The organism is Allobosea sp. AAP35, assembly GCF_001295925.1.
Lineage (GTDB): Bacteria > Pseudomonadota > Alphaproteobacteria > Rhizobiales > Beijerinckiaceae > Allobosea.
The window spans coordinates 1-23,282 of record NZ_LJHQ01000023.1 but is presented as its reverse complement, the minus strand read 5'-3'; the positions used below and the strand labels follow the sequence as shown (position 1 = coordinate 23,282).

The 23,282-nt window shown below is 67.4% G+C and carries 20 protein-coding genes; 7 read left to right on the top strand and 13 right to left on the bottom strand.

The genetic code is table 11. The annotated features are described in order from the left end of the window. Positions 1-57: 57 nt before the first annotated feature. Positions 58-426: a Co2+/Mg2+ efflux protein ApaG gene (gene apaG, locus IP69_RS22125; protein WP_197279790.1), complete on the top strand. Its 369-nt coding sequence runs from the start codon at positions 58-60 to the stop codon at positions 424-426. Further along, the gene (gene argE / locus IP69_RS09750) at positions 423-1,598 is read left to right on the top strand and encodes an acetylornithine deacetylase (RefSeq protein WP_248306782.1); all 1,176 of its coding nucleotides are present in this window, start codon (positions 423-425) and stop codon (positions 1,596-1,598) included. The genes apaG and argE overlap by 4 nt, the downstream gene beginning before the upstream one ends. Positions 1,599-1,749: 151 nt before the next feature. On the opposite strand, the gene IP69_RS09745 is transcribed toward argE, so the two are convergent. From IP69_RS09745 to IP69_RS09735, 3 genes are all read right to left on the bottom strand, one after another. Continuing rightward, on the bottom strand, positions 1,750-2,757 hold the full coding sequence (locus IP69_RS09745) for an Hsp33 family molecular chaperone (RefSeq protein ID WP_054142666.1): 1,008 nt from the start codon (positions 2,755-2,757) through the stop codon (positions 1,750-1,752). Next, the gene (argF, locus tag IP69_RS09740) at positions 2,757-3,677 is read right to left on the bottom strand and encodes an ornithine carbamoyltransferase (RefSeq protein ID WP_054142627.1); all 921 of its coding nucleotides are present in this window, start codon (positions 3,675-3,677) and stop codon (positions 2,757-2,759) included. Before argF ends, IP69_RS09745 begins: the two co-directional genes overlap by 1 nt. A 70-nt stretch (positions 3,678-3,747) precedes the next feature. Then, a complete protein-coding gene (locus tag IP69_RS09735; RefSeq protein ID WP_054142626.1) occupies positions 3,748-4,968 on the bottom strand; it encodes an aspartate aminotransferase family protein in 1,221 nt (406 codons plus the stop codon). 630 nt (positions 4,969-5,598) lie between these two features. Between IP69_RS09735 and IP69_RS09730 the strand changes: the two genes are divergently transcribed. Beyond that, on the top strand, positions 5,599-6,165 hold the full coding sequence (locus IP69_RS09730; protein WP_054142625.1) for a GcrA family cell cycle regulator: 567 nt from the start codon (positions 5,599-5,601) through the stop codon (positions 6,163-6,165). A gap of 66 nt (positions 6,166-6,231) precedes the next feature. On the opposite strand, the gene IP69_RS09725 is transcribed toward IP69_RS09730, so the two are convergent. From IP69_RS09725 to IP69_RS09705, 5 genes are all read right to left on the bottom strand, one after another. After that, a complete protein-coding gene (locus IP69_RS09725; protein ID WP_210165943.1) occupies positions 6,232-7,281 on the bottom strand; it encodes an amino acid ABC transporter permease in 1,050 nt (349 codons plus the stop codon). Positions 7,282-7,292: 11 nt separating this feature from the next. Then, on the bottom strand, positions 7,293-8,456 hold the full coding sequence (locus IP69_RS09720; RefSeq protein WP_054142665.1) for an ABC transporter permease subunit: 1,164 nt from the start codon (positions 8,454-8,456) through the stop codon (positions 7,293-7,295). A gap of 194 nt (positions 8,457-8,650) precedes the next feature. After that, complete coding sequence (locus tag IP69_RS09715) at positions 8,651-9,682, bottom strand: amino acid ABC transporter substrate-binding protein (protein ID WP_054142664.1); 1,032 nt, start codon at positions 9,680-9,682, stop codon at positions 8,651-8,653. 97 nt (positions 9,683-9,779) lie between these two features. Further along, positions 9,780-10,823 (bottom strand): GMP reductase, encoded by a 1,044-nt coding sequence (locus tag IP69_RS09710; RefSeq protein ID WP_054142663.1) that lies wholly within the window; start codon positions 10,821-10,823, stop codon positions 9,780-9,782. Positions 10,824-10,964: 141 nt separating this feature from the next. Next, the gene (locus tag IP69_RS09705; protein ID WP_054142623.1) at positions 10,965-12,056 is read right to left on the bottom strand and encodes a DMT family transporter; all 1,092 of its coding nucleotides are present in this window, start codon (positions 12,054-12,056) and stop codon (positions 10,965-10,967) included. Positions 12,057-12,383: 327 nt separating this feature from the next. On the opposite strand from IP69_RS09705, the gene IP69_RS09700 reads away from it, so the two are divergent. After that, positions 12,384-13,493 (top strand): AbrB family transcriptional regulator, encoded by a 1,110-nt coding sequence (locus IP69_RS09700; RefSeq protein ID WP_054142622.1) that lies wholly within the window; start codon positions 12,384-12,386, stop codon positions 13,491-13,493. A gap of 31 nt (positions 13,494-13,524) precedes the next feature. On the opposite strand, the gene IP69_RS09695 is transcribed toward IP69_RS09700, so the two are convergent. Continuing rightward, on the bottom strand, positions 13,525-14,709 hold the full coding sequence (locus IP69_RS09695) for a glycosyltransferase (RefSeq protein WP_054142662.1): 1,185 nt from the start codon (positions 14,707-14,709) through the stop codon (positions 13,525-13,527). A gap of 198 nt (positions 14,710-14,907) precedes the next feature. Between IP69_RS09695 and IP69_RS09690 the strand changes: the two genes are divergently transcribed. Continuing rightward, positions 14,908-15,942 carry a glycosyltransferase gene (locus IP69_RS09690; protein ID WP_082359198.1) on the top strand — a complete coding sequence of 345 codons (1,035 nt, stop codon included), beginning with the start codon at positions 14,908-14,910 and terminating at the stop codon, positions 15,940-15,942. Between the two features lie 20 nt (positions 15,943-15,962). Here the strand turns inward: IP69_RS09690 and IP69_RS09685 are convergent, their stop codons facing one another. After that, a complete protein-coding gene (locus tag IP69_RS09685) occupies positions 15,963-18,410 on the bottom strand; it encodes an exopolysaccharide transport family protein (protein ID WP_156323378.1) in 2,448 nt (815 codons plus the stop codon). An 85-nt stretch (positions 18,411-18,495) separates the two neighbouring features. Continuing rightward, the gene (locus IP69_RS09680; protein WP_054142620.1) at positions 18,496-19,551 is read right to left on the bottom strand and encodes an endo-1,4-beta-xylanase; all 1,056 of its coding nucleotides are present in this window, start codon (positions 19,549-19,551) and stop codon (positions 18,496-18,498) included. Positions 19,552-19,725: 174 nt separating this feature from the next. On the opposite strand from IP69_RS09680, the gene IP69_RS09675 reads away from it, so the two are divergent. After that, positions 19,726-20,985, top strand: a complete 1,260-nt coding sequence (locus IP69_RS09675) for a hypothetical protein (protein WP_054142660.1) — start codon at positions 19,726-19,728, stop codon at positions 20,983-20,985. Here IP69_RS09675 and IP69_RS09670 read toward each other — a convergent pair. Both IP69_RS09670 and IP69_RS09665 read right to left on the bottom strand, forming a co-directional pair. After that, the gene (locus tag IP69_RS09670; protein WP_248306781.1) at positions 20,960-21,850 is read right to left on the bottom strand and encodes a DUF6492 family protein; all 891 of its coding nucleotides are present in this window, start codon (positions 21,848-21,850) and stop codon (positions 20,960-20,962) included. The genes IP69_RS09675 and IP69_RS09670 overlap by 26 nt on opposite strands. Beyond that, positions 21,847-22,653: a WecB/TagA/CpsF family glycosyltransferase gene (locus IP69_RS09665; protein ID WP_248306780.1), complete on the bottom strand. Its 807-nt coding sequence runs from the start codon at positions 22,651-22,653 to the stop codon at positions 21,847-21,849. The genes IP69_RS09670 and IP69_RS09665 overlap by 4 nt, the downstream gene beginning before the upstream one ends. A gap of 464 nt (positions 22,654-23,117) precedes the next feature. On the opposite strand from IP69_RS09665, the gene IP69_RS09660 reads away from it, so the two are divergent. Beyond that, positions 23,118-23,282, top strand: a 165-nt coding sequence (locus IP69_RS09660) for an SDR family NAD(P)-dependent oxidoreductase (protein WP_156323377.1), incomplete at its 3' end; no start/stop codon positions are given.

The window sequence follows — 23,282 nt, the reverse complement described above, 5'->3', positions numbered from 1 at the left end:
CTCGGCTGGCGCATCAGCAACGGGACCGTCGCGATGTATCAAGCGGAGACGCATGGCGTGCGCGTAACCGCCGCGCCGAGCTTCATGGAGGGTGAATCCTCGCCGGCCCAGGGCCGCTATTTCTGGGCCTACAGCATCGAGATCCTCAATCTCTCGGCCCAGACCATTCAGCTCATGAGCCGCCACTGGTTCATCACCGACGGGCGCGGCGAGGTGCATGAGGTGCGCGGCGAAGGCGTCGTTGGCCAGCAGCCGGTGCTACGGCCGGGCGAAAGCTACAGCTACACCTCCGGCTGCCCGCTGATGACGCCCGACGGTGCGATGCGCGGCTTCTATGCGATGCTCGGCGAGGACGGCGTGATCTTCGATGTCGAGGTGCCGCTGTTCCCGCTCGATTCCCCTTATGTGAAGAAGGTCCTGCATTGACTGCGCATTCTCCAAACGGGCAGCGCCTGGCGCCGCTCGACATGCTCGCCAGGCTCGTCGCCTTCGACACGGTGAGCCACAAATCCAACCTGCCGCTGATCGCCTTCGTCGAGGATTATCTCGCGGGCTGGGGCGTCTCCTCCATCCGCATCCCCAACGCAACGGGCGACAAGGCGGCGCTGTTTGCCACGATCGGCCCGCAGGACCGGGGCGGCGTGCTGCTGTCTGGCCATACCGACGTCGTGCCGGTGGAGGGCCAGGCCTGGAGCCGCGACCCGTTCACGCTGCACATCGAAGACGGCAAGGCTTACGGTCGCGGCGCGGTCGACATGAAGGGTTTCATCGCGCTGGCGCTGGCGCTGGTACCCGATTTCCTGGCCGCCGATCTCAAGACGCCGATCCACCTGTTCTTCTCCTATGACGAGGAGGTCACCTGCCTTGGCGTCGTCGATGGCATCGCCCGGATGGGGATCGACCTGCCCAGGCCGCGCGCCGTGATCGTGGGCGAGCCGACCTCGCTGGAGCTCGCCGACGCCCACAAGGGCATCCGGACCTTCTTCACGACGATCACCGGCGCTCCGGCGCATTCCTCCAAGCCGCATCTGGGGGCGAGCGCCGTGCATGGCGGTATCCGGCTGTCTGCCGGGCTGGTGGCGATGGCCGACGAGCGCGAGGCCGATCCCGATACCAGCGGGCGTTTCGACCCGCCCTATGACACGGTGCATGTCGGCAAGTTCCATGGCGGCATCGCCCGCAACATCCTGGCCGATCGCTGCGATTTGTCCTGGGAGGTGCGCTGCCTGCCGGGTTCGGATGTCGAGGACGTGCCGGCGCGTTTCGCCGCGTTGTCGCAGGAGGTGCTCGCCCGGATGCGCAAGACCGCGCCTGCGGCTGCGATCGAGACTGTGATGAGTTCGGATGTGCCGGGTCTCGCGCCCGATCCGGGCTCCGAGGCCGAGACGCTGGCGATGCGGCTGGCCGGCCGCAACCGCACCATCGCGGTCGCCTATGCGACGGAAGCCGGGCATTTCCAGCGAGCGGGGCTGCCGACCATCGTCTGCGGGCCGGGCTCGATCGACCAGGCGCATCAGCCCGACGAGTACATCACGCTGGAGCAGGTCGCTGCCGGCGAGGCCTTCATGCGCAAGCTGATGGCGGAGTGCCGGGGGTAGGCTGCGTTAGAGCCTGATGAGCTTGTGCGGAAACATGACCGTCATCCCGGGCGACCGCAGGTCGTCCCGGGATCCATCATAGGGCACTGAGCGCGCTCTATGATGAATCCCGGATCTGCGCCGCTTCGCGGCTTTTCCGGGATGACACGCGCTATTCTGCCGCCAGCCCGTCCTCGACTTCACCCGGCGTGAAGACATAGCGCCGCGAGCAGAACTCGCAGGTGATCGCGACCTGCCCGTCATCGGCGACCATGGCCTTGCGATCCTCGGCCGAAAAGCCGCGCAGCATGCCGAGCACACGCTCGCGCGAGCAGCGGCAATCTTCATGGACCAGAACCGGCTCGAAGACGCGCGCGCCACGTTCGTGGAAGAGCCGGTAGAGCAGGCGTTCGCTCTCCAAAAGCGGATCGAGCAGTTCGTGATCCTCGACCGTCTCGACCAGCGAGCGCGCCTCGGCCCAGGCATCGTCGTTGATGCCGTCGGGGTCGGTGTTGGTCAGGATTTCGTGGCCCTCGGGCGCATCGCCGGGATGAATGTCGGCGGCACGCAAACGATCGACCGAATGCGGCATGAACTGCACCAAGAGCCCGCCGGCGCGCCATTGCCGGCCCTCGCCGGTGACGATCGCGCCGACGCCGAGGCGAATCCGGCTCGGAATCTGCTCGGACTGGCGGAAATACTGATGCGCCGCCTCTTCCAGGCTCTGGCGGGTCAGCGCGACGACGCCCTGGTAGCGCGTCGTGGCCGAGCCCTGGTCGACCGTCATGGCGAGATGGCCCTCGCCGAGCAGATCGCCGGTGGAGAGCAGGCCCTCGGCCTCGGCTTCCGCCAGCCTGTCGGCATCGAAATGGGCGACGGCGCGGTAGACGTCCGGCGCGTTGAAATCGACGACCATCATCGAGATCGGCCCGTCGCTCTTGGTCTGGAGCTGGAAACGGCCTTCGAATTTCAGCGCCGTGCCGAGCAAAACGGTCAGCGCGGCAGCCTCGCCGAGAACCCGCGCCACGGCTTCGGGATAGCCATGGCGGGCGAGGATGGTGTCGATCGATGTGCCCAGCCGCACGACGCGGCCGCGCACATCGAGATCGGGCACGGTGAAGGGCATGACGCGATCGTCGAGCGCGGCGATCGTTACCCCGGTGTCAGCAGCATCGGCCATCAGGCGGCGACCCCGCCGAAGCACCAGGCCAGAATGCCCTTCTGTGCGTGAAGGCGGTTCTCGGCCTCGTCGAAGACGGCCGATTGCGGACCGTCCATGACGCCGTCGGTGACCTCTTCGCCCCGGCTCGCCGGCAGGCAGTGCATGAAGATCGCGTCCTTGTCGGCGCGGCCGAGCAGGCGCTCATCGACCTGGTAGGGGCGCAGCAGATTGTGACGCGTGCCCTCCTCGTCGCCCATCGAGACCCAGCAATCGGTGATGACGCAATCGGCACCCTCGACGGCTGCTTCCGGCTTCGTCGTGAGAGAAAGCTTCGCACCCTGCGTCTTGGCCCAGGCGAGGATGGCCGGTGGCGGGGCCAGCTCGGCGGGCGTCGCGATGGCAAGCTCGAAATCGAGCCGACCGGCGGCGTGGATCCAGGAGGTCAGGACGTTGTTGGTGTCGCCGGTCCAGGCGATGCGCTTGCCCTGGATCGAGCCCCTGCGCTCCTCGAAGGTCATGACGTCGGCCATGACCTGGCAGGGATGCTGGCGCTTGGTCAGCCCGTTGATGACCGGCACGGTGGCATATTTCGCCATCTCGACCACGGCGTCATGGTCGAGCATGCGGATCATGATCGCATCGACATAGCGCGACAGCACGCGGGCCGTGTCGGCGATGGTCTCGCGCTCGCCGAGTTCGATCTCGCGGCCGGTGACCATCATCGGGGAGCCGCCGAGTTCGCGGATGCCGACATCGAAGGAAACCCGCGTCCGCAGCGACGGCTGCTCGAAGACCATGGCGACGACCTTGCCCTCGAGCAGGCGGTCCGTGGCGGCTTCAGGGGTGCGGCGGCGCGATTTGATGTCCTCGCCGGCGCGCAGGATGGCGCGCAGCTGCGTGGCGGAGAAATCGGAGAGATCGAGGAAATGGCGCGTCACGGGCGCGTCCTTCGCTTGACGAGAATGAACCGGCCGGATGCAAAAGCCCGACCGCAAGGAGCGGACGCTGTTACTCCGCCGCAGGGCGCTTCAGCGCCGCCTCGATGGCGGATGCCGCACGGTCGAGACGGGAGACCGCCTCGGCGACCTCTGACTCACCGATGATCAGCGGCGGCAGCAGCCGCACGACATTGTCGCCCGCCGCGACCACCAGCAGACCAGCGGCGCGCGCCTCGGCGACGAAATCGGTGTTCAGCGTATGCAGCTTGAGGCCCAGCATCAGCCCCTCGCCGCGGATCTCGGCGATGACCTGCGGGTGCTTGTCCTTCAGCTCGGCCAGCGACTGCTTCAGCCGCAGCGCGGTCTGCGCGACATGGTCGATGAAGCCCGGCGCCAGGATGACGTCCAGCACCGCATTGCCGACCGCCATGGCGAGCGGGTTGCCGCCGAAGGTGGTGCCATGGGTGCCCAGCGTCATGCCCGATGCCGCCTCCTCGGTGGCGAGGCAGACGCCCATCGGGAAGCCGCCACCGATACCCTTGGCGACCGACATGATGTCGGGGGTCACGCCCGACAGCTCATAGGCGAAGAACTTGCCGGTGCGGCCGACGCCGGTCTGGATCTCGTCGAAGATCAGCATCAGGCCGTGCTCGTCGCAAAGCTCGCGCAGGCCGCGCAGGCATTGCGGCGGCACCGACCGCAAGCCGCCCTCGCCCTGAATCGGCTCGATCATGATGCCGGCGGTTTCACCGGTGATTGCGGCCCTCAGTGCGTCATGGTCGCCGAACGGCACCTGGTCGAAACCATCGACCTTAGGGCCAAAGCCCTCGATGTATTTCTGCTGCCCACCGGCGGCGATGGTCGCCAGCGTGCGGCCATGGAAGGCGCCCTCGAAAGTGATGATCCGGAAGCGCTCGGGATGGCCCTTCGCCGCATGATATTTCCGCGCCATCTTGATGGCGGCCTCGTTCGCCTCGGCGCCGGAATTGGTGAAGAAGGCGCGCTGCGCGAAGGTCGCCTCGCAAAGCCGGCGCGCCAGGCGCTCGCCCTCGGGCATCGTGTAAAGATTCGAGGTGTGCCAGATCTTGCCGGCCTGGGTGGTCAGCGCCTCGACCAGATGCGGGTGGGCGTGGCCGAGCGCATTGACGGCGATGCCGGCGCCGAAATCGAGATAGCGGGTCCCGTCGGCCGTGATCGACCAGGCGCCTTCGCCGCGCTCGAAGGCGACGGGCGCGCGGGCATAGGTCGGCAGCAAAAGGGACGGCGCGGCGGAAACAGGGGCAGAGGCCATGATATGCGATCCTCGCAACGGGCGAATGAGAGCGGAGTGGCTGAACGGGAACGGTGGTCCGGGCTGCCCGCCGCACAGCTTCAGCTGCACAGCCGATTGCGACCCGGCTACGACGTTATCGTCGCAGCCAAATTCCAAGGTCTCGTCGCGCCGTCAGCCGCTTCATGGAAGGCCCTGATCCGTAAAACATAAGCGCCGCCCAAGGGGGCGGCGTCGATATGGGCAAGACTATGCAAAAGGGCGTCGCTCCTGTCAATTCCGGCTCGCCTGGCGTTTCGCAGACCGATGACGCCGCGACCGGGCCCGGCCTCCACCTGTGCCACGCGACGTGCGACATGCGATTGTCCCTCATGACGGCGCAAGTGTTGCCGAAAGGATTCGCTTGACGCGCGATTGGCGAATCGTCTGGGGAAAAGGTCGTTTCCGATTCGGCGACTCTTGTCCGAGAGTCCACGCATCTTGTAGGGTCTTCCTCGTCAGATACGACATCTCGTGCGGCGTCCCCTGTACCGTCAGTTTCGGCTGTCACGGCTTCCGTTTTGCGACGGGCGCCGTCGGTATCGGATTCCGCCATGATCCGCCCTTAGGACGGTTCCGCCAGGAGCCGGCCGGACAAGACAGGTGAGCCCGATGAACGAAGCCGGAGCATGGACTGAGGAGCGCGTCGAGCTTTTGAAGAAGCTCTGGAGCGACGGTCTCAGCGCCAGCCAGATCGCGGCCGAGCTCGGCAGCGTGACGCGCAATGCCGTGATCGGCAAGGTGCATCGTCTCGGCCTTTCGGGCCGGGCGAAAAACCCCAGCGCCACCAGCGCGCCGCGCAACGCAGCCCCCCGCAAGGCGCCGACCCGCTCGCCCAGCCACCCGATGAGCGGCGCGCCGGGTGCCAGCCAGGGCGGGATGACGCGCGGCGCCAATGCGCTTGCGCCCCAATATGCCGAGCCAGAGGCGCAGGCCGAGGTCGAACAGGCGCCCGCCCCATCCGAGGATGTGGTGATCCCGTTCTCCGAGCGCGTCACCATCATGGATCTGCGCGAGTTTATGTGCCGCTGGCCGATGGGCGACCCGACGACTCCGGAATTCCGCTTCTGCGGCGGCCGCTCGCAGACCGGCATGCCCTATTGCACCTACCATTCCCGCATCGCCTATCAGCCGGCCTCCGACCGCCGGCGCGATCGCGGCAAGGTGGCCCGCGCCTGAAGCATCGTTCCCTTATCGTCTCAGGAGAAAGCCGGCCGCGAGGCCGGCTTTCTTCGTTTGGGCCCATCACCGCTGCTGCCGCCTTCCCATCATTTCCAGATGCCGGCTCCAGCGCGAGAGCGCGAAGCAGATCAGCCAGTAGATCGAGCCTGAGAAGACATAGGCTTCCATGCTCATGCCGACCCAGGCGGGGTCGGCGAGCGAGGCCTGGGCGATGCCGAGCAGATCGAGGATCGAGACGACCAGAACGAGCGTGGTGTTCTTGACCAGCGCGATGAATTCGTTGGTCATCGCCGGCAGCGAAATCCGCAGCGCCTGGGGCAGGATGATGAGCCCCGTCGCCTTCCAGTAGGTCAGCCCGAGCGCGGTCGCAGCCTCCCTTTGGCCGGGCGGCAGCGCCTGCAGGCCGCCGCGCACCGCTTCGGCCATATAGGCGGCGATGACGAGGCCCAGCCCGATCACGGCGCGGGCCAGCCGATCGATGCCGATGCCGCCGGGCAGGATCAGCGGCAGCAGCAGCGAGGCCAGGAAGATCACCGCGATGATCGGCACGCCGCGCCAGAACTCGATGAACAGTACGCTGATCAGCCGAACGACGCGCAATTGCGATTGCCGGCCCAGCGCCAGCAGGATGCCGAGCGGGATCGCGATCAGGCTGGCATAGACCGAGATGAACAGGGTCAGCATCAGCCCGCCCCATTCACGGGTCTCGACCGGACGAAGCCCGAACCCGCCTCCCAGCAGCCAGATGCCGAGCGACGGCAGGATGATCAGGGCCGCGATCCCCGCCTTCAGCCGCAGGCGCTGCGGCGCGAAGACGATCGCCGCCGTGCCGAGCACGAAGAGAACCCCGGCCAGGTCGGCGCGCCAGCGCTGGTCTTGCGGATAGAACCCGTACATGAACTGGCCGAAGCGCGCCTTGACGAAGACCCAACAGGCGCCACCGGCCGCGCAATCGGCCCGTGTCGTTCCGCTCCAGGTCGCGTCGATCAGCGCCCAGCGAATGATCGGAATCGCTAGCCAGGCCAGCGCCAGGGCCAGCAGGATCGTGACGATGCCGGTCGCCGGGGTGCCGAACAGGCGGCGGCGCAAAAGAGGCAAGACTGCTGCGTTCATTGCCATCGCGCTCATCTCGTCACCAGCGCGATCCTGGCGTTGTACCAGTTCATGAAGGCCGAGACCGCAAGCCCGATCACGAGATAGACCGCCAGCGTCATCGCGATGATCTCGATCGCCTGCCCCGTATTGTTCAGGGCCGATCCCATGAACAGGCTGACGACGTCGGGATAGGCGATGGCCGCGCCGAAAGATGAGTTCTTGAGCACGTTGAGATACTGGTTGGTCAGCGGCGGGATCATCACCCGCAGTGCCTGCGGGATGGTGACGAGCCGAAGCGTCTGGAACGGCCGCAGGCCGAGCGCAGACGCCGCCTCAACCTGGCCATGGGGCACGGCCTGGATGCCGCCGCGCACGATCTCGGCGATGAAGCCCGCCGTATAAGTCACCAGCGCCGCCAGCAGCGCGACGAATTCGGGGATGATGACGAAGCCGCCGCGATAGTTGAAGCCGCGCAGGACCGGAATGTCCCAACCCGTCGCCAGGCTCGCCCATGTCACCGCCAGCGCGGGCACGATGACGATCAGCACGAGGCCGATCGCCAGCATTGGCGCATCCTGCCCCGTGCGGTCCTTGCGGCGGCGGGCCCAGAGCGAGACCAGCGCCTGCGCCAGCCAGGACAGCAGGATCGCGGCGAGTGCCCAGCGGAAATTCGCCGGCATCTCCGGCAGCGGGATCGTCAGGCCGCGATTGTTGAGGAAGGCGACGCCGAAAACGCTGACGCTGTCGCGCGGCGCCGGCAGGGCCGCGATCACGCCGAAATACCAGAACAGCACGAAGAACAGCAGCGGGATGTTGCGGACGAACTCGATATAGGCGCCGGCGATGGTCGAGAGCAGCCAGTGCGAGGACAGGCGCGCGATGCCGACGATGAAGCCGAGCGCGGTCGCCAGCACCAGCGCGACGACCGTGACCAGCAGCGTGTTGACCACTCCGACCCAGAACAGGTCGATGATCGGGCTGGCGCGGGTGTAGTCCGTCAGCACGAAGGGCACGTCGATGCCGGAATTGCGCCAGAGGAAGTCGAAGCCCGAGGCGATGCCGGCCTTGACCATGTTCTCCGAGGCGTTGCGCACGAAGAAGATCGTCAGGGCCACGAGCGCGACCACGAGCCCGATCTGATAGATCCAGTCGCGGACGCGCTTGTCGTTGAGGAGGGCGAGGGCTTTGGTCACGATGGCGGCCCGGGTCGGGAACGGGGTCAGGAAACACTGCGTCATCCCGGGCAAGCGCAGCGCAGACCCGGGATCCATCATAAAGCGCGACGATGCCTTACGATGGATCCCGGATCTGCGCCGCTTAAGCGGCTTGTCCGGGATGACGGGGCACTGTGTTGAGCGGGTCGGGGAACAGAAACCCGCCTACTCTCTCACTGGAAGGGCGGGGTGAAGAGCAGGCCGCCCTTGGTCCAGAGCTGGTTCTGGCCGCGCTCCAGCTTCAGGCCCGAGCCCATGCCGACGGTGCGCTCGAAGCTCTCGCCATAATTCCCGACCTGCTTGATGGCGTTGTACATCCAGTCGTTGGACAGCCCCATCATTGCGCCGAAATTGCCCTCGGCGCCGAGCAGACGGCGGACTTCGGAGTTCTTGGAGCTCGCCTTCATCTGGTCGACATTGGCCGAGGTCACGCCCAGCATCTCGGCGGCGATGGTGCCGTTGAGCACCCAGCGCACGACGAGCTGCCAGCGCTCGTCACCCCAACGGGTCACCGGGCCCTGCGGATCGTTCGAGATCGGCTGGGTCAGGATGACGTGGTCGCCAGGAACCTTGAGCTTGGCGCGCTGGCCGGCGAGTGCGCCGACGCCGGCGGTATAGGCGTCGCAGCGGCCGGAATCATAGGCGGCGATGGCGTCGTCGTTCTTCTGGAAATTGGTGATGGTGACCTTGAGGTTGCGCTCGAGGAACCAGTCGGAGGCGTTCTTCTCCTCGGTCGAGCCGGCGGCGACGCAGACCGAGGCACCGTCGAGATCGGCTGCGCTCTTGGCGTTGGTCGACTTGCGGACGATGAAGGTCTGGCCCTCGTAGAAGTTGATGCCCTGGAAGTTCAGGCCGAGCGAGGCGTTGCGCGAGAAGGTGATGGTCGAGTTGCGCGAGAGCAGGTCGACCTGGCCCGATTGCAGGATCGGCCAGCGCTGCTGCACCGAGGTCGGCGTGAACTTGACCTTCTTGGCGTCGCCGAGAACGGCGGCGGCCAGCGCCTTGCAGTAATCGACGTCCAATCCGGTCCACTCGCCCTTGTCGTCGGCGAAGGAGAAGCCCGGCAGGCCCAGATGCACGCCGCATTCGATATGGCCGCGCGCCTTGATGGCGTCGAGCGTCGGGCTCGGGGCCAGTTGCTGGGCGCTCGCCAGCGAGGCGCTCGCGGCCAGGATGGCGGTCGCCGCCAGAAGTCTCATCGTCATGATCATCGTCTCCCCGAAGCCGTGAGCGGCTTTCTGCAGTGCGGCGGGGACTATGCAACAGACGGGCCGGCAGCGGTAGCGGGGGAATCGATGCTTTTCAGCTCCCGAACACCGTGTTGAGCTGGCTGCCGACCATGATGAAGGTGGTGCGCTTGGGCACCTCCTTGAGCCGCACCGCGCCGATATAGGTCATCGCCGAGCGCACGCCGCCCATCAGTTCCTGCATCGTGCCCTCGACCGGGCCGCGATAGGGCACTTCAACGGTCTTGCCTTCTGAGGCGCGGTATGTGGCGACGCCGCCGGAGTAGCGCTTCATCGCCGTGTCCGAGGACATGCCGTAGAAGGTCATCGCGACGGGCACCTTGATGCCATCGCGCTCCTCGTAGCGGATGTCGCCCTCGCATTCGTCATGGCCCGCCAGCATGCCGCCGAGCATCATGAAGTCGGCTCCGGCGCCGTAGCCCTTGGCGAGGTCGCCCGGCACGGTGACGCCGCCATCGCCGCAGACCAGACCTTTCAGCCCATGGGCGGCATCGGCGCATTCGATGATGGCCGACAGCTGAGGATAGCCGACGCCGGTCATCTTGCGGGTGGTGCAGACCGAGCCCGGCCCGATCCCGACCTTGACGATGTCGGCACCGGCCAGGATCAGCGCCTCGGTCATGTCGCCGGTGACGACATTGCCGGCCATGATCACGGCATCGGGATACTCGGCCCGCGTGGCCTTGACGGTATCGACGAATTTCTCGGTATAGCCATTGGCGACGTCGAGGCAGATCTTGGTGATCGGCGACTGCGCGTGGACGCGGGCGAGCTTGTCGTGGTCGGCCTCCGTCGTGCCCAGCGAGAAGAAGGCGTTGGCGGATTGCGGCTCGCGGAAGAAGGCGGCGAGTTCGTCGGGCCCGTAATGCTTGTGCAGCGCGACCATCGCGCCATGGCGAAACAATGCGCGGGCCATGGCCATGGTGCCAACGACATCCATGTTGGCCGCGATCAGCGGGAAGCCGGTCCAGTCCCCGCCGGTATGGGCGAAGCGGAAGGAGCGGTTCACATCGACCTCGGAGCGGCTGCCCAGCGTCGAGCGCTTGGGGCGGATCAGCACGTCGCGGAAATCGAGCTTGGGGTCGTTCTCGATGCGCATGATTTGGACCTTCGCGGCTGGCTTGCGCACGCGCAGGCAAAGATTGGCGTCGGATTGCGTGCCCCCATCCATAACCGCAGCCGGCCGGGCAGGGCAATCGCCAGGCTCATGGACGGAGCGATCGGCAGACCTCGCCGGCGCTCAGGCCGCGCCCGGCTCGCGCGGCAGGGCATGGGCGTTGCGTCGGATCGTGTAGAACGTCGCCGCGATAACGATGGCCGCGCCGATCCAGGTCGACAGCGCCGGAATCTCGGCGAAGAAAACAAATCCGGTCAGGCTCGCCAGCAGCAGGCGGCTGAAATCGATCGGCGCCAGGGCCGCCGCCTCCCCGACCTGATAGGCGCGCGTGATCAGCCACTGCCCGGCGGTACCGAACAGGCTGAGCAGGATCAGCCAGAACCATTGCGTCGCATCGGGCGGTACCCACCAGAGCCAGGCGGGGATCGCCAGGGCCGCCACCAGAACCAGCCCTTGCCAGATCAGGATCGTGTCCGTGCGCTCGGTGGCCGCCAGCATTCGCACGCTGACGGTGATGCCTGCGCTGAAGAAGGCGCCGCCCACGGCGAAAAGCGCGTAGACGTCGAGCCCCTCGTTGCCGGGCCGCAGCATGACGAGCACGCCGAGGAAGCCGAGAAGGGTCGCGATCCAGCGCCTGGCATCGACGACCTCCTTCAGGATCACAACCGCGGCGATGGTGACGAACAGAACCTGGCTGAAGCCGATCGCCGTCGCCTGGGCGAGGGGAATCTTGATGATCGCGGTGAAGCCGCACAGCATCGCGACCAGGGTGATGACCCCGCGGATGATCTGCAGGCCCGGCCGCCGCGTCGCTAGCATCGCGCGGATGCCACCGCCCGCGAAGGCCAGGATGACCAGGCTCATGACGATCTGGCGGATCAGCAGGATCTGGACGAGCGGGATGATGCCGCCGACATGCTTGATCGCACCGACCATCACCGCATAGACCAGCAGCGCCGAGACCATATAGACGGAGCCGCGCAAATTGGGGCTGGCGTTGAGCCACCAGGCCTGCCGATTCTGGCGGAGGCGCCCGAAGCGGCCTGCGGTTTCGGGCGCGGCGGCGGCGGTCCCGACCTTGCCTGACGCCGTAACCGGAGCATCGGACGCGATCGGTTGCGTCGCGCCATCGCGCTCCACGGCGCGGGCTTCATCAGGCGCCGGATCCTCTCCCGCGCCATCGTCTCGCCGCCCGGTCTGCCGGTCTTCGCTCATCGGCCTCGACTACCGACCGAAGGCTTCGACGCCTTGAATCGTTGTTGTCCGCATCGTCCTCACTGATCAACGAACCGCGCTGCTGGCGCCAGAGACCGCGAGACATGGCCGGGTTGCGTCGCCATCCATTCCCCATTGGTCAATCCGGCAGGGCAGGCGGGGCATGCCGCAGCAGGCCTTTGCCATGCTCCGCATGCGGTCTAGGAGAGCGCGACCGCTTCGCGAGCCCGGATCTCAAGGCATGATGAATTCCCTCTCCCGCCCGATCCACGCGGGAACCTCCTGCCGCGCTGCCCGACCGGGCCACTTCCGCCTCCTTCCCGTCGCATGAAGGAACTGCTCACCGATTTCGCCGAGGGCGTGCGCGCGCTGTCGCCCGCGCGCTTTCCCTATGGCCGCTTTGCCCTGGCGCTGCTGATCGGCGGCGCCGGCGGCTGGCTCTTCGTCCAGGCTCAGTTGCCCCTGCCCTGGATGCTGGGCTCGATGGTGGTCTGCACGGCGGCCGCCCTGCTGCGCTGGCCGGTCGCGGCGCCCCCGGTCATCCGCCCGCCGATGACGATGGTGATCGGCGTCATGCTCGGCGCGGGCTTCAAGCCCGACGTCGTGACGCAATTGCCGAACTGGCTGCCGACCATCCTGGGCCTGATGCTGTTCATGATCGCCTGCGCGGTGACCTGCGTGGCCTATTTCAGGACGGTCGGGGGCTTCGATCCGGTGACCGCGTTCTTCGCCGGCATGCCCGGCGGACTGATCGAAATGGTCACGGTCGGCGAGGAGAAGGGTGGCGATGCGCGCATCATCGCGCTGATCCATTCCGCCCGCATCCTGCTCGTGGTGATGACGCTGCCCTTCATCGTGCATTGGATCGGCGGCGTGCCGCTCGGCGGCAACCGCGTTGCCGGGCCCTCGCTGCTGGAGACGCCGCTCTCCGCCGAACTGATCCTGCTCGCCTGCGGGATCGCGGGAATCGTGCTCGGCCACTGGCTGCGGCTGCCGGCCAAATTCCTGCTCGGGCCCATGCTGGTCAGCGCCGCCGTCCATGTCTCGGGCCTCAGCGATTCGGTGCCGCCCTTCGATATCGTCAATGCCGCGCAGCTGATTCTCGGCATCACCATCGGCTGTCGCTTCGTCGGCACCCCGCCGCGCAGCATCCTGCGCGTGCTCGCTTTGTCCGTCGGCTCGACCGTGATCCTGCTGTCGCTGACGCTGATCTTCGCATGGCTCGTGGCGAAAATCTCCGTCCATGGCCATGTGCCGCTGATTCTGGCCTATTCGCCGGGCGGGCTCGCCGAAATGAGCCTGATCGCGCTGGCGTTGCACACCGAGGTCGCCTTCGTGGCGGCTCATCATATCATCCGCGTCTTCCTGGTGATGATCACGGCCGGGCCGCTGTCTGGGCTGATCATCGGGAAACGGAAGGACCAGGCGACGGACTAGCAGCGAGGGGTAAGCCCCCCAGGGCGCCCATTTATCGCTGGTCGCCTCGCGCTGCTGCCAGCCCCCGTGCGAGCCCCTGTGACAGCGCCTGTTGCTGCCGCGCCAGGAAGGCTGCACCGTCAACGCGTTGGCGATCGCCAGCGCGGCTGGCCGTGACGCGCGCGACGAGAGCCTTGGCGAACTCTGCCGGTGTGTCGGCCAGCGTGACATTGCCGGGCATCGTCGCAAAGCCGCGGCAGGACAGCGTGGTCGCGACAGCCGGCAATCCGAGTTGAAGCGCCTCGACGGTCTTGAGTTGCACGCCCGTTCCCGCCCGGCTCGACAGGGCGACGATCCGACAGGAGCGCAGGAAGGCCTCCGCTTCCGGAACGCGGCCCAACAGCGTCACGCCGCGCGGTACCGTCGCCATCCCGGCCGGCAAACGGCCCGCGATGGCGACAGTGATGTCGGCGGGCAGCAGCGGGCAGACCGCACGCAGGAACCAGTCCAGGCCGATGAAATTGGGTGTCCAGGTCCAGGTGCCGATCAGCCCGACATCATGGGACGGCTCTGACACAGGCTCCTGGGCACTGGCGGGCGCCGCCTGCCGGCTCGACACCAGCGGCAGGACCGCCGATCGATCCGCCAGCGCCGGGCCAAGCGCCACACGGTCTTCCTCGGAGAGCGTCCAGACGAAGCGGACCTGCTGCCACAGGCGCCGCTCGATGGCCTCGAGCAGCCGCGCCTCGCGCCTGAACAACCGCCGCAGCACCGGGTTGCGCGCATGTCCGGCGCTCTGGCGCGCCGAAACATGCTCGATGTTGTGCTCGATCAGCACACAGGGCCCCAGCGACAGGAGTTCGGGAAAGGCGCCGGGCAGCATCACCGAGTTCAGCACGATGGCGTCGAACGGCCCGTTCGCGCGCACGGCTTCGACGAGGCGGCCCGCCCCCGCCATGCGCAGCTTGGCACAGGACACCGGCAGGCCGCTGCCAAGGGCGGCGGCGATCCAGCGCAACCGCCGGCCGGGGGACACGACGGCATTCTCGATGTCGGTTTCGGCCACGACCGCCGCATGGTCGCGATCGACCGGAACTTCACCCGGGCGCGTGAACCCGATCGCGACGACCTCGTGCCCGGCGGCGCGCAACGCGTCGAGGATCGCGGCATTGGCGATCTCGAAGCCCGTGTCGGGCCTTGCCACGGGGATCAGCGAGGTCAGGAAAGCGAGACGCAAGAGCGGCGGACCCATGGCGGCAGGAGAATGACAGGCGAAGCGACCGTGAAGCAAGGCTCCCGCGGCGGGCGCGGGTCAAGCGCATCGCGCAACCATGACCAATGGAGTTTGGCAGGAAACCCTGCCAATCCTGCCATTGCGCTCACCGAACCTTAAGCGGGTCCTGCTATTGTCGTTGTCATGGCCTTGACCGAGCAGATGGCTGCCGAAAGCGGCGGAAGCGCACAGGAGCGTGCCACTGCGGGCCTCGACACGCCCGAGCGTTTCATCGTGCACGCCGCCTCGCCCGAGACGGCGCTCGTCGCTGTCGAAAGCGTGGTCTGCGTGCCGACGTTTCGCCGGCCCGATCTGCTTGAGGCAACGCTGCGCTCGCTGTCGGCCCAGCAGGGCGGACACGACTTCGCGATCATCGTCGTCGAGAACGAGGGCGACGATCGGGAGGGCGCCATTCGAGCCGCCGCCTTGCTGGCGGCCGGGCTGTTCAAGGGTCTGGTCGTCGTCGAGCCGCGCCAGGGCAACTGCAAGGCCTACAACGCCGCCTGGCGCTGCGCGCTGACCCGGTTTCCGGCGCTGGAACAGGTGCTGGGCATCGATGACGACGAACGCGCCGACCCGCTCTGGCTCGATGCCTTCCTCAGCGCGGCCAAGACCGCGCCCGCCGCCCTGTTCGGCGGGTCGGTGACACCGGAATTCGAGGATGCCTCGCGGGCCTGGCTGACGGCCCACCCGGTGTTCCGTTCACACTATCAAGTGTCGGGGCCTGTTCCGATGCTTTATTCGAGCGCCAATTACCTGATCCGGCGGGAGGTGCTGGAGCGGTTGGGCTATCCGTTCCTCAACGAGGAATTCGACTTCACCGGCGGCGGCGACAGCGATTTCTTCGCCCGGGCGAAAGCGTCGGGTTTCAGCTTCTGGTGGGTGCAGGAGGCGGCGCAGCGCGAGACGATGCCGGCACGCCGCAGCGAAGCCGGCTGGATCGCGGCGCGCGCGCGGCGCAACGGGGCGATCTCGGCGGAGATCGAGCGGCGTCGCCGGCCGGGGCCGGCGGGGCGGCTCCGTGTCCTGGCCAAGTCGCTGGCCCTGCTCGCCGCTTCGCTGCCGCGCGGCCTCGTGCTGGGCCTGAAGACGCGCTCCGGGTTGATCGGGCTCTATCACGCGCAGGTCGCGGTCGGCCGGCTGCTGTCGGAGATCGGCGTCCGCAGCGAACAGTATCGCAAGCCCGAGACCAACTGAGGCCGGCTTCTTCCCGGCCGTCAGGACTCGTTGACGACGAAGCCGCGGAGCTTTTGCGCATTGGCGCCGAGCGCCTGTGTCGCCCGCGCCAGATCGCCGTCGCCGATATCGCCTTCACGCAGGATGAGGACGATATCGTCGGCGAGATCGGCAAAGCGCTGCGCCAGATCATCGCTGCCGAGCGCACCGCCATCGATCACGATCGGCCCGAAGCGGCGCGCCTTGTCGAGAAAGCCGGACTCGATTTGGGCGCCTGAGACCCGATCGGCCCCGCCGAAGCGCGGGAGGAAGAACAGGCCCGTGCCTTCGTCCTGCAGTGCCGCCCGCACCAGCCCGACCGTACCGTCGACGATCTCGGCCAGGCCGGCGGCCGCGTCCGGCGCGAAGACGCGCGTCAGGCTGTCCTCGCCGCCGCCGACATCGACCAGCATGGCCGGCAGCCCCGCCAGGGCCGCGTCGAGCGCGAGATTGAGCGCCAGTGTCGAGGCGCCGGCATCGGGACGCAGGCCCAGCACGAGGATGCGGCGATGGCCTGTGGGCTCCGCCTTGTCGGCGACCGGCATATGGCCGGCAAGCGCGACCCGCACCGCCCCGACCGCTTTGGCGAAGCCGGCATGGGGCTTGTCGATCGCATCGACGAGATGGGTCTTGGCCTGGAAGACGGAGCGCACCTCGCCATCGTCGCGCCGCCAGCGGCGGTGACGCACGGCGGGGAGATGCCCCAGCAGCGGCGCCGCAGCCATGCGCAGCGCATCGGGCGCGCGCTCGGCCTGCCCGCCCTGGATCGCGACCAGGCACCGCCAGCCGGCTTTCGGCGAGACCGGCGGGGCGGCGCTGGCCAGCTTCGGCGCGACAGGAACGACCGCGCGCGTTGCCGGCGCGGCAGCAGCTTCCGGCGGCGGCGCGGTCGTGTCCGCTGCCGCGCGCTGTTCGTCGCCGTCTTCTCGTGCTTCGCCCGGGGCTTGCGGCTGCCGACTCGGGTTCGGGCGCGGCGCGCCGCCAAACAAGGCCATTCCCAGCGCCAGGGCGACACCCGCGCCACCCCCCGCGATGCCGCCGAGCATGGCGATGGTGCGACGGCTGATACCGCTCTTGTCGAGCGGCGGCATGGCGGCACCGATAACGCGGGCATTGGTGGTGTCGATGCCGGCGAGCTCGCCGGTCTCGCGGGCCCGGCGCAGGAAGGCGTCATAGACGACGCGGGAGGATTCGACCTCGCGTTCCAGCTCGCGCAGTTCAACCGAGGCGCGGCCGGCGGCGTATTGTTTCGTGGTGAGCTGGTCGACGCGCCGCGCGATCTGGCGCTCGGCCTCGACGGCGCGGTCGAGTTCGACCTTGGCCGAGCGGGCGATGCGGGACAGTTCATCTGCGATCTGGCGGCGGGCGTCTCGGGTCTGGGCCTGGGCTGCCGCGAGCGCGGGATGACGGGACCCCAGCGAGGCCAGGAGATCGGCCTCCTTCGCCAGAGCGGCACCGAGCTGCGCGCGCAAGGCCGTCATCGTGTTGGAGGCGACGGCCTCGGGAATGGCGCCGGCCTCGATGCCGGCTGGACGGGTCGCCACCGTCTGCTCGTATTTGGCACGCGCTTCGGTGACCCGCGTCCGCAGCGCCACGAGCTGGGCGTTGTTGAGCCCGAGCTGCTCCTCGCTCATCGATTTGCCGGCGCCGACGCCGACGATGCCATTGGCTTCCTTGTAGCGCTCGGCCTTTTCCTCGGCCGTGCGCAGGCGGTTGCGCAACTCCTCGAGACGCGCGGTCAGGGCGGCGGTCGCGCGCTGGGCGGCGTCGGCGCGGACAGCGGCCTGATTCTCCAAATAGGTGTTGGCGAGCGCATTAGCGATGCGGGCGGCCTTGGCGGCCTCGCGTGACGTGACTGAGATGTCGATGACGAAGGTGCGCTCGCCGCGCCGAACCGAAACCACCTTGTCGAGCGCCGCCAGCGCATAGACCAATCCGTCATGAGGCGGCGCGCCGCTGGTGGGCAGCAGGTCCGCGAACAGGCGCGACAATCCCGTCTTGGGCGCCTCGCCGCCGAATTCCGGATCCCTGTCCAACCCCTCGCTGCGAACCACCGGCGCCTTGATGCTGTCGGAGGCGATGATGCGGGCCTGGCTCTCCAGATAACTGGTGATCGAGGTCGGATCGCCTCCGGTGGCGTTGGGCGAGACCTCGTTTTGCAGCACGCGCAGATCGCGCGGATCGATGAAGAGCTGCGCCGTCGAGACGTATTTCGGCGGCACCATTAGGCTGGCCAACGCGGCGAGCACGATCCCGACGACGGTCGCGAGCAGGATCAGGCCCTTGCGGGCCCAGAGCGTCGCGACCAGCCAGGCCGGGTCGGTCAATCGCGCCATGACGTCGCGCGCCGCGACGGGCGCGTCCCGGCGTTCGCGACGCTCGCGACGCTCCGGCCTCGACTCCGGCTCGCTGAGGGCGGTCTTCGTGGTGAACATGACGCGACGCTTCACTCTTCAGTCCTCGCCGGCAACCGCGACGATCAGCGCGCGGCTTGGGCATAATCGTTCGGGTCGTTCCCGCGGAGCGGGACCCGGCTCAGCTCTGGCTGCGCCGGTAACGGTCGAGCACCGCCATCATCGGCTTGGGCTTGAAATCGGCATCGAGCGGCAAGGGCCTGGCCCGGGCCTTGTCCTTGCGGGGGAAGGTCTCGTGAACCCAGGAATAGCGATCGCTCAGCCCCCAGGTGACGATCGCCCTTGGCCGGCGCACGGAAACGATCGTATCGAGGAACGTCCCCACCAGGCTCGCGGCGGCCCGGTCACGGGTGGCGATATCGGCCGGCAGCTTCCAGTCGATCACGTCGAGCTCGGTGATCTCGACGTCGAGATCGAGCTTGCCGAGTTCGACCATGAAATTCTGCAGCCCGTCGATGTCGAGCGGCTTGTCGGCGTAAAGATGCGCCTGCATGCCGATGCCATGCACCGGAATGCCCTTGTCCTTGAGGTTGCGGCAGAGATCGAGCGCGATCTTGCGGCGCGCGGCCGTGCCGGGACCTGGCTCCTCGAAATTGAAGTCGTTCAGGACGAGCCTCGCCTTGGGATCGATGCGCGCGGCGGTGCGGAAAGCGATCTCGACATGGGCTGGCCCCAGCAGGCGCTGCCAGATCGTGTCCCGCATCGGCTCGCCGGGCAGCGGATCGAATTTGATGACCTCGTTGACGACGTCCCAGGTCTCGATCTGGCCCTTGTAGCGGTCGACGACCGTCTCGATGTGATCGACGAGTTCGCGCTCGGCCTCGGCCCGCGTGCTCATCTCCCTGGCCCAGGGCGGCAGCGCCTCGCCCCACAGCAGGGCATGGCCGCGCAGGGCCTTGCCCTGGCTTCGCGCGAAGCCCACGAGTTCATCGGCGCCGGCAAAATCGAAGAGCGCGCGGTCATGGCGGATCGCCTCCCATTTGAGGTCGTTCATCGGCACGATGACGTCGCAATAGGTGGCCAGCGCCTGACGGTAGCGCGGATCGGCGCGGAAGGTCTCGATCTGGGCCGCCGAACCGAACGGGATCGGCCGCACCGCCGACGACGCGGCGGTCGGGGACAGCAGCACAGCCGAGCCTAACCCTGCGGCCGCGACCAGCGCGTCGCGCCGGGTCAAGGCGCCAATGTGTCGATCCGGTTCAGGCTGTCGCATGGGCGGGGACGGTTCCGTTTCGTTTAGGGTCGCGCAACGCCTGTCAGGTAGAACACGGCGGGGCAGATCGGACGTGGCACGCAGAAGCCGGGCCAAACCGTCGTGCCCGCCACCGCCTGCGCCGCGAAAACGGACCCCATGCTGCCAGACCGCGCCGCCATCCTCGCCTACCTCACCATCCTGAGCGGCTCAGCGGGCCGGCTCGTTATCTCGCTTGTTTACTTCCTCATCGTTGCCAATACGTTGACCCTCGGTGAATTCGGGCTTTTCGCCACGGCTTCGGCCACCGGCTTGATCCTGTCGCGAATGCTCGCCTTCGGCTTCGTCTCGCCGGTCTATCGCGTCGCTACCGTCAAACCGCGCCTGCTCGGGGCCTATCTTGCCGGATTCGCCGGGCTTGCCCTGGTCTCGCTGCCCGCGATCGGGCTCGCCGCGGCGATCCTCTACGGCCTGCTGTTTGCGGATCGGCTGGCGATCTTGCCGTTCACGCTGCTCCTCGTCGCCGAGATCCTGTGCTGGCGGCTCGTCGAGGTGGTCGCGATCGTCAACAACGGCGTCAGGCGCTTCCGGCAGGCGGCGCTGCTCGTCATCATTGGCTCGTCGCTGCGCACGCTGGCGGCGCTGATCTTCGCGAGTTTCGGAGATCGCAGCCTGGAGATGTGGGTGTGGTCCTATCTTGGCGCGACATTGGCGACGCTGGTGGTGGCGCTGACCTTCTTCCTGCCGCCGCTGCGGCTGCGCTTTGTGCCCCGGCTCTACCCGCGCCGCATGGCGGACGCGGTCTATGCCAGCGCGGCCGAGATCATGTTCTACACCCAGGCCGAGCTCGACAAGCTCCTGATGCTGGCGCTGGCAGGGGAGCGGATCGCCGGGCTTTACGCCATCGCGATGCGGGTCATCGACCTCACCGCGATGCCGGTGCGCAGCTTCAACCAGATGCTGGTGCAGAAAATCATGGCCGATCGCGGCCTGGCCGGCGGGCCGGGCCGGCTCGCTCTGGTCGAATTGGGGATCGCGGCCATCTCGATTGGCGGGCTTTTGGCCGTAATCCTGGCGCTGCAGCCCTTTCCTGGGCTTCTGGGCCGCAACGTGTCGGAAGCCGCCTATCTGTTCTGGCCGATGCTGCTGGTGCCGGCCTTCCGCAATCTGGTCGAGTACCATGCCGAGCTGCTCTATGCGCGCGAGCGCACCGGTTCGCGGATCGCGCTGCTCTGCGCCATCACCGCGCTCAAGGCCGCGCTCCTGGCCTGGGTGATGCTGAGATTTCCGGCGGACGACGCCTGGGCGCCCTGGCTCAACCTGGTCTTCGGGCTGGTCTATGTGCTGTCGGCGGCGGTGACCTACCGGCTTCTGGCGCAGGCGCCGGCCGCCGTCACTGCGTCTCGAAGAGCGCCCTGATCTTGTCGACCGGCTCGCCGATGAAGGATTGAATCCCGACCGCGACCTGCCAGGGCTCCATCACCTCCTCGAAGGAGCGCAGGCTGTCGAAGCCGCCGGCCACGCCGCCCCAGTAGTTGCGGCAGAGATCGCGGCTGTCGGCCCAGTGCCCGGCCTCGGCGAGGCCGAGCACGCGTTCGGCGAAGAAGCCGTAGATCACATATTCCGAAAAGCCGCGGCGCGCGGCGATCGCGCTGACCCAGTCGCGGCCGCTGAGCTGCTCGATATGGGCCACCAGACCCCGCACAATGTCGCGCCGCCAGCTGACCATGTTGTTGATGTAGTCGGGGCCGGGATAGGTCGGCGCGGGAAGCCCGAGGAGGTCGCTGGCGTTCTCGCACCAGATGCAGTGATCGCGCATGTCGGCGGCAATGCCATCGGGCTTGCGATACAGCCGGACACCCTCGGACGTCGTCAGGCTGTGAAGGTCGTAGGGCCGCAGGAACAGCATGTCGGAATCGGCGAAGAGGATGACATCCTCGTCGCTTTTGAGTGGCAGAGCCAGTTTGCGCAGCTGCTGGGCATGCCAGCCGCGCAGCGGCGGCAGCCCCTTCATCAGCGCCCGGGCGCCGGTCCAGACGCGGCGGCGGCCGAGGCTGAGCGGATCGGGGCGCGGCTTGAGCCAGGCCGGCAACAGATCCGATTCGGCGATCACCTGCCGGCGCGGGCCTTCCAGCGGCCTGAACAGGGCAACATCACCATCCTCGACCAGCAGATAGTGCGTGGCATGTCCGGTGACGAAGCGGTCGATGCTGGCACAGAGCAGACGGCAGCGCTCGACATCGCCGGCATAGCTCGGCGTCGCGATGGCATAGCTCAGGCTCACTGCCGCGATCTGCCGGGGAAGAAGCGCTGGCGCAGCAGGCGCAACAGGAAGACCGGATTGCCGAGCACGTAGCGGCGCCAGAGCCGGCGCGGCTCGAGCCAAAGCCGATAGACCCATTCGAGCCGCGTGCGGCGGATCGTTTCGGGCGCGCGCGGCACCTCTCCGGCAAAGAAATCAAACAGGGCGCCGACACCCGCCGCGACCGCGCAGTGCTGCGGGCCAAGCTTGTCGGCGATCCAGCTTTCCTGCCGCGGATTGCCGAAGGCGACGAGCAACAGGTCCGGCGGCGCCGCTTTCAGGCCGGCGAGCAGACCTGCCTCCTCCGAGGGGTCGAAATAGCCATGGCTCACGACCTTGAAGCGATGCTGCGGGAATTGACGCCCCAGCCAGTCCGCAGCGCGTTCGGCGACGCCGGGACGACCACCGATCAGGCCGACGCGCAGGGCACGCTGCTCGGAGGCAAACAGCGAGGGTATGAAATCGGTCCCGTTCAGATTGGCGGGAAACGGTGCGCCATGCAGCAGCCAGGCACCGATATCGACGCCGATGCCGTCAGCGAGCACGAGGAAGCCGGCAAGCCGGCGGCGAAGCCCAGGATCATGCGCAGCTATATTGACGAGGTTGGCGTTGCAGAACGCCAGTTTGAGATGGCGGCCGGTTGCCATCGCATCCGAGAGTTCTGCCAACGCCGCCGCCTTGGTCAGCACAGCGATTTCGATCCCGCCGATGTCGCGCAGGTCGAAGCTGCGTTGCACCGGAGCGGCGGTTCGTCTCGCATAGGCTATGGAGAGGCTGGCAGACACGATGTCGATCAATCCGGGTCGGAGGTCCGTCTGGGTCGGTTTCGCCATCATGTCATGACCCAAGGAAGCCCCGGGTCAAGCCGATCCGGACGGGAGGGTGAACGGTGTCTTCAGTGAATCGCCCCGATCGGGTTAATCGTCAAAGCCCCTGAAAACACAGGCTGTTTCGTTACGGAGCGGTTCAGGCGCAAGTCACCGCGCGGGCGGCTCGAGACTGTCGGATAACGGCACAGCGAACCGTCCGTCGTGCCGTTTCGAAACGGGCCGACAGTCTGTTCCCGACCAGCTGCGCGGTCGGTTTGGTTAACGCACATCTTCGTGAGTGATCGAATATTTAACGGCTCGGCGAACGGTGCTGAGCCTCCTCGCAGTGACATGGCGCCTGCGCTGCACGCTCAGGGCGAACCTTGTCCACCCGCCCCGACAGCCTCTAGGGTGCGCGTCCAATGAGTCAGGGGCCGACAATGAACCAGATCGATCTTCAGGGAAGAACCGCCATCGTCACCGGAGGCGCGCAGGGCATCGGCCGGGCGGTGGCCGAACGCTTCGCCGCCAGCGGCGCCCATGTCGCGATCTGGGATCTCGACGCCGATCTCGCCGCGAAAGCGGCCGCCGAGATCGGCGGGACC

Bases quoted from the DNA above. Each gene is read 5' to 3' on its own strand.
- IP69_RS09735 (WP_054142626.1), bottom strand. From the start codon at position 4,968: ATGGCCTCTGCCCCTGTTTCCGCCGCGCCGTCCCTTTTGCTGCCGACC.
- IP69_RS09690 (WP_082359198.1), top strand. From the start codon at position 14,908: ATGGCTGCCGAAAGCGGCGGAAGCGCACAGGAGCGTGCCACTGCGGGC.
- IP69_RS09705 (WP_054142623.1), bottom strand. From the start codon at position 12,056: ATGAGCGAAGACCGGCAGACCGGGCGGCGAGACGATGGCGCGGGAGAG.
- IP69_RS09700 (WP_054142622.1), top strand. From the start codon at position 12,384: ATGAAGGAACTGCTCACCGATTTCGCCGAGGGCGTGCGCGCGCTGTCG.
- IP69_RS09730 (WP_054142625.1), top strand. From the start codon at position 5,599: ATGAACGAAGCCGGAGCATGGACTGAGGAGCGCGTCGAGCTTTTGAAG.
- IP69_RS09675 (WP_054142660.1), top strand. From the start codon at position 19,726: ATGCTGCCAGACCGCGCCGCCATCCTCGCCTACCTCACCATCCTGAGC.
- IP69_RS09715 (WP_054142664.1), bottom strand. From the start codon at position 9,682: ATGACGATGAGACTTCTGGCGGCGACCGCCATCCTGGCCGCGAGCGCC.
- IP69_RS09745 (WP_054142666.1), bottom strand. From the start codon at position 2,757: ATGGCCGATGCTGCTGACACCGGGGTAACGATCGCCGCGCTCGACGAT.
- IP69_RS09710 (WP_054142663.1), bottom strand. From the start codon at position 10,823: ATGCGCATCGAGAACGACCCCAAGCTCGATTTCCGCGACGTGCTGATC.
- IP69_RS09725 (WP_210165943.1), bottom strand. From the start codon at position 7,281: ATGAACGCAGCAGTCTTGCCTCTTTTGCGCCGCCGCCTGTTCGGCACC.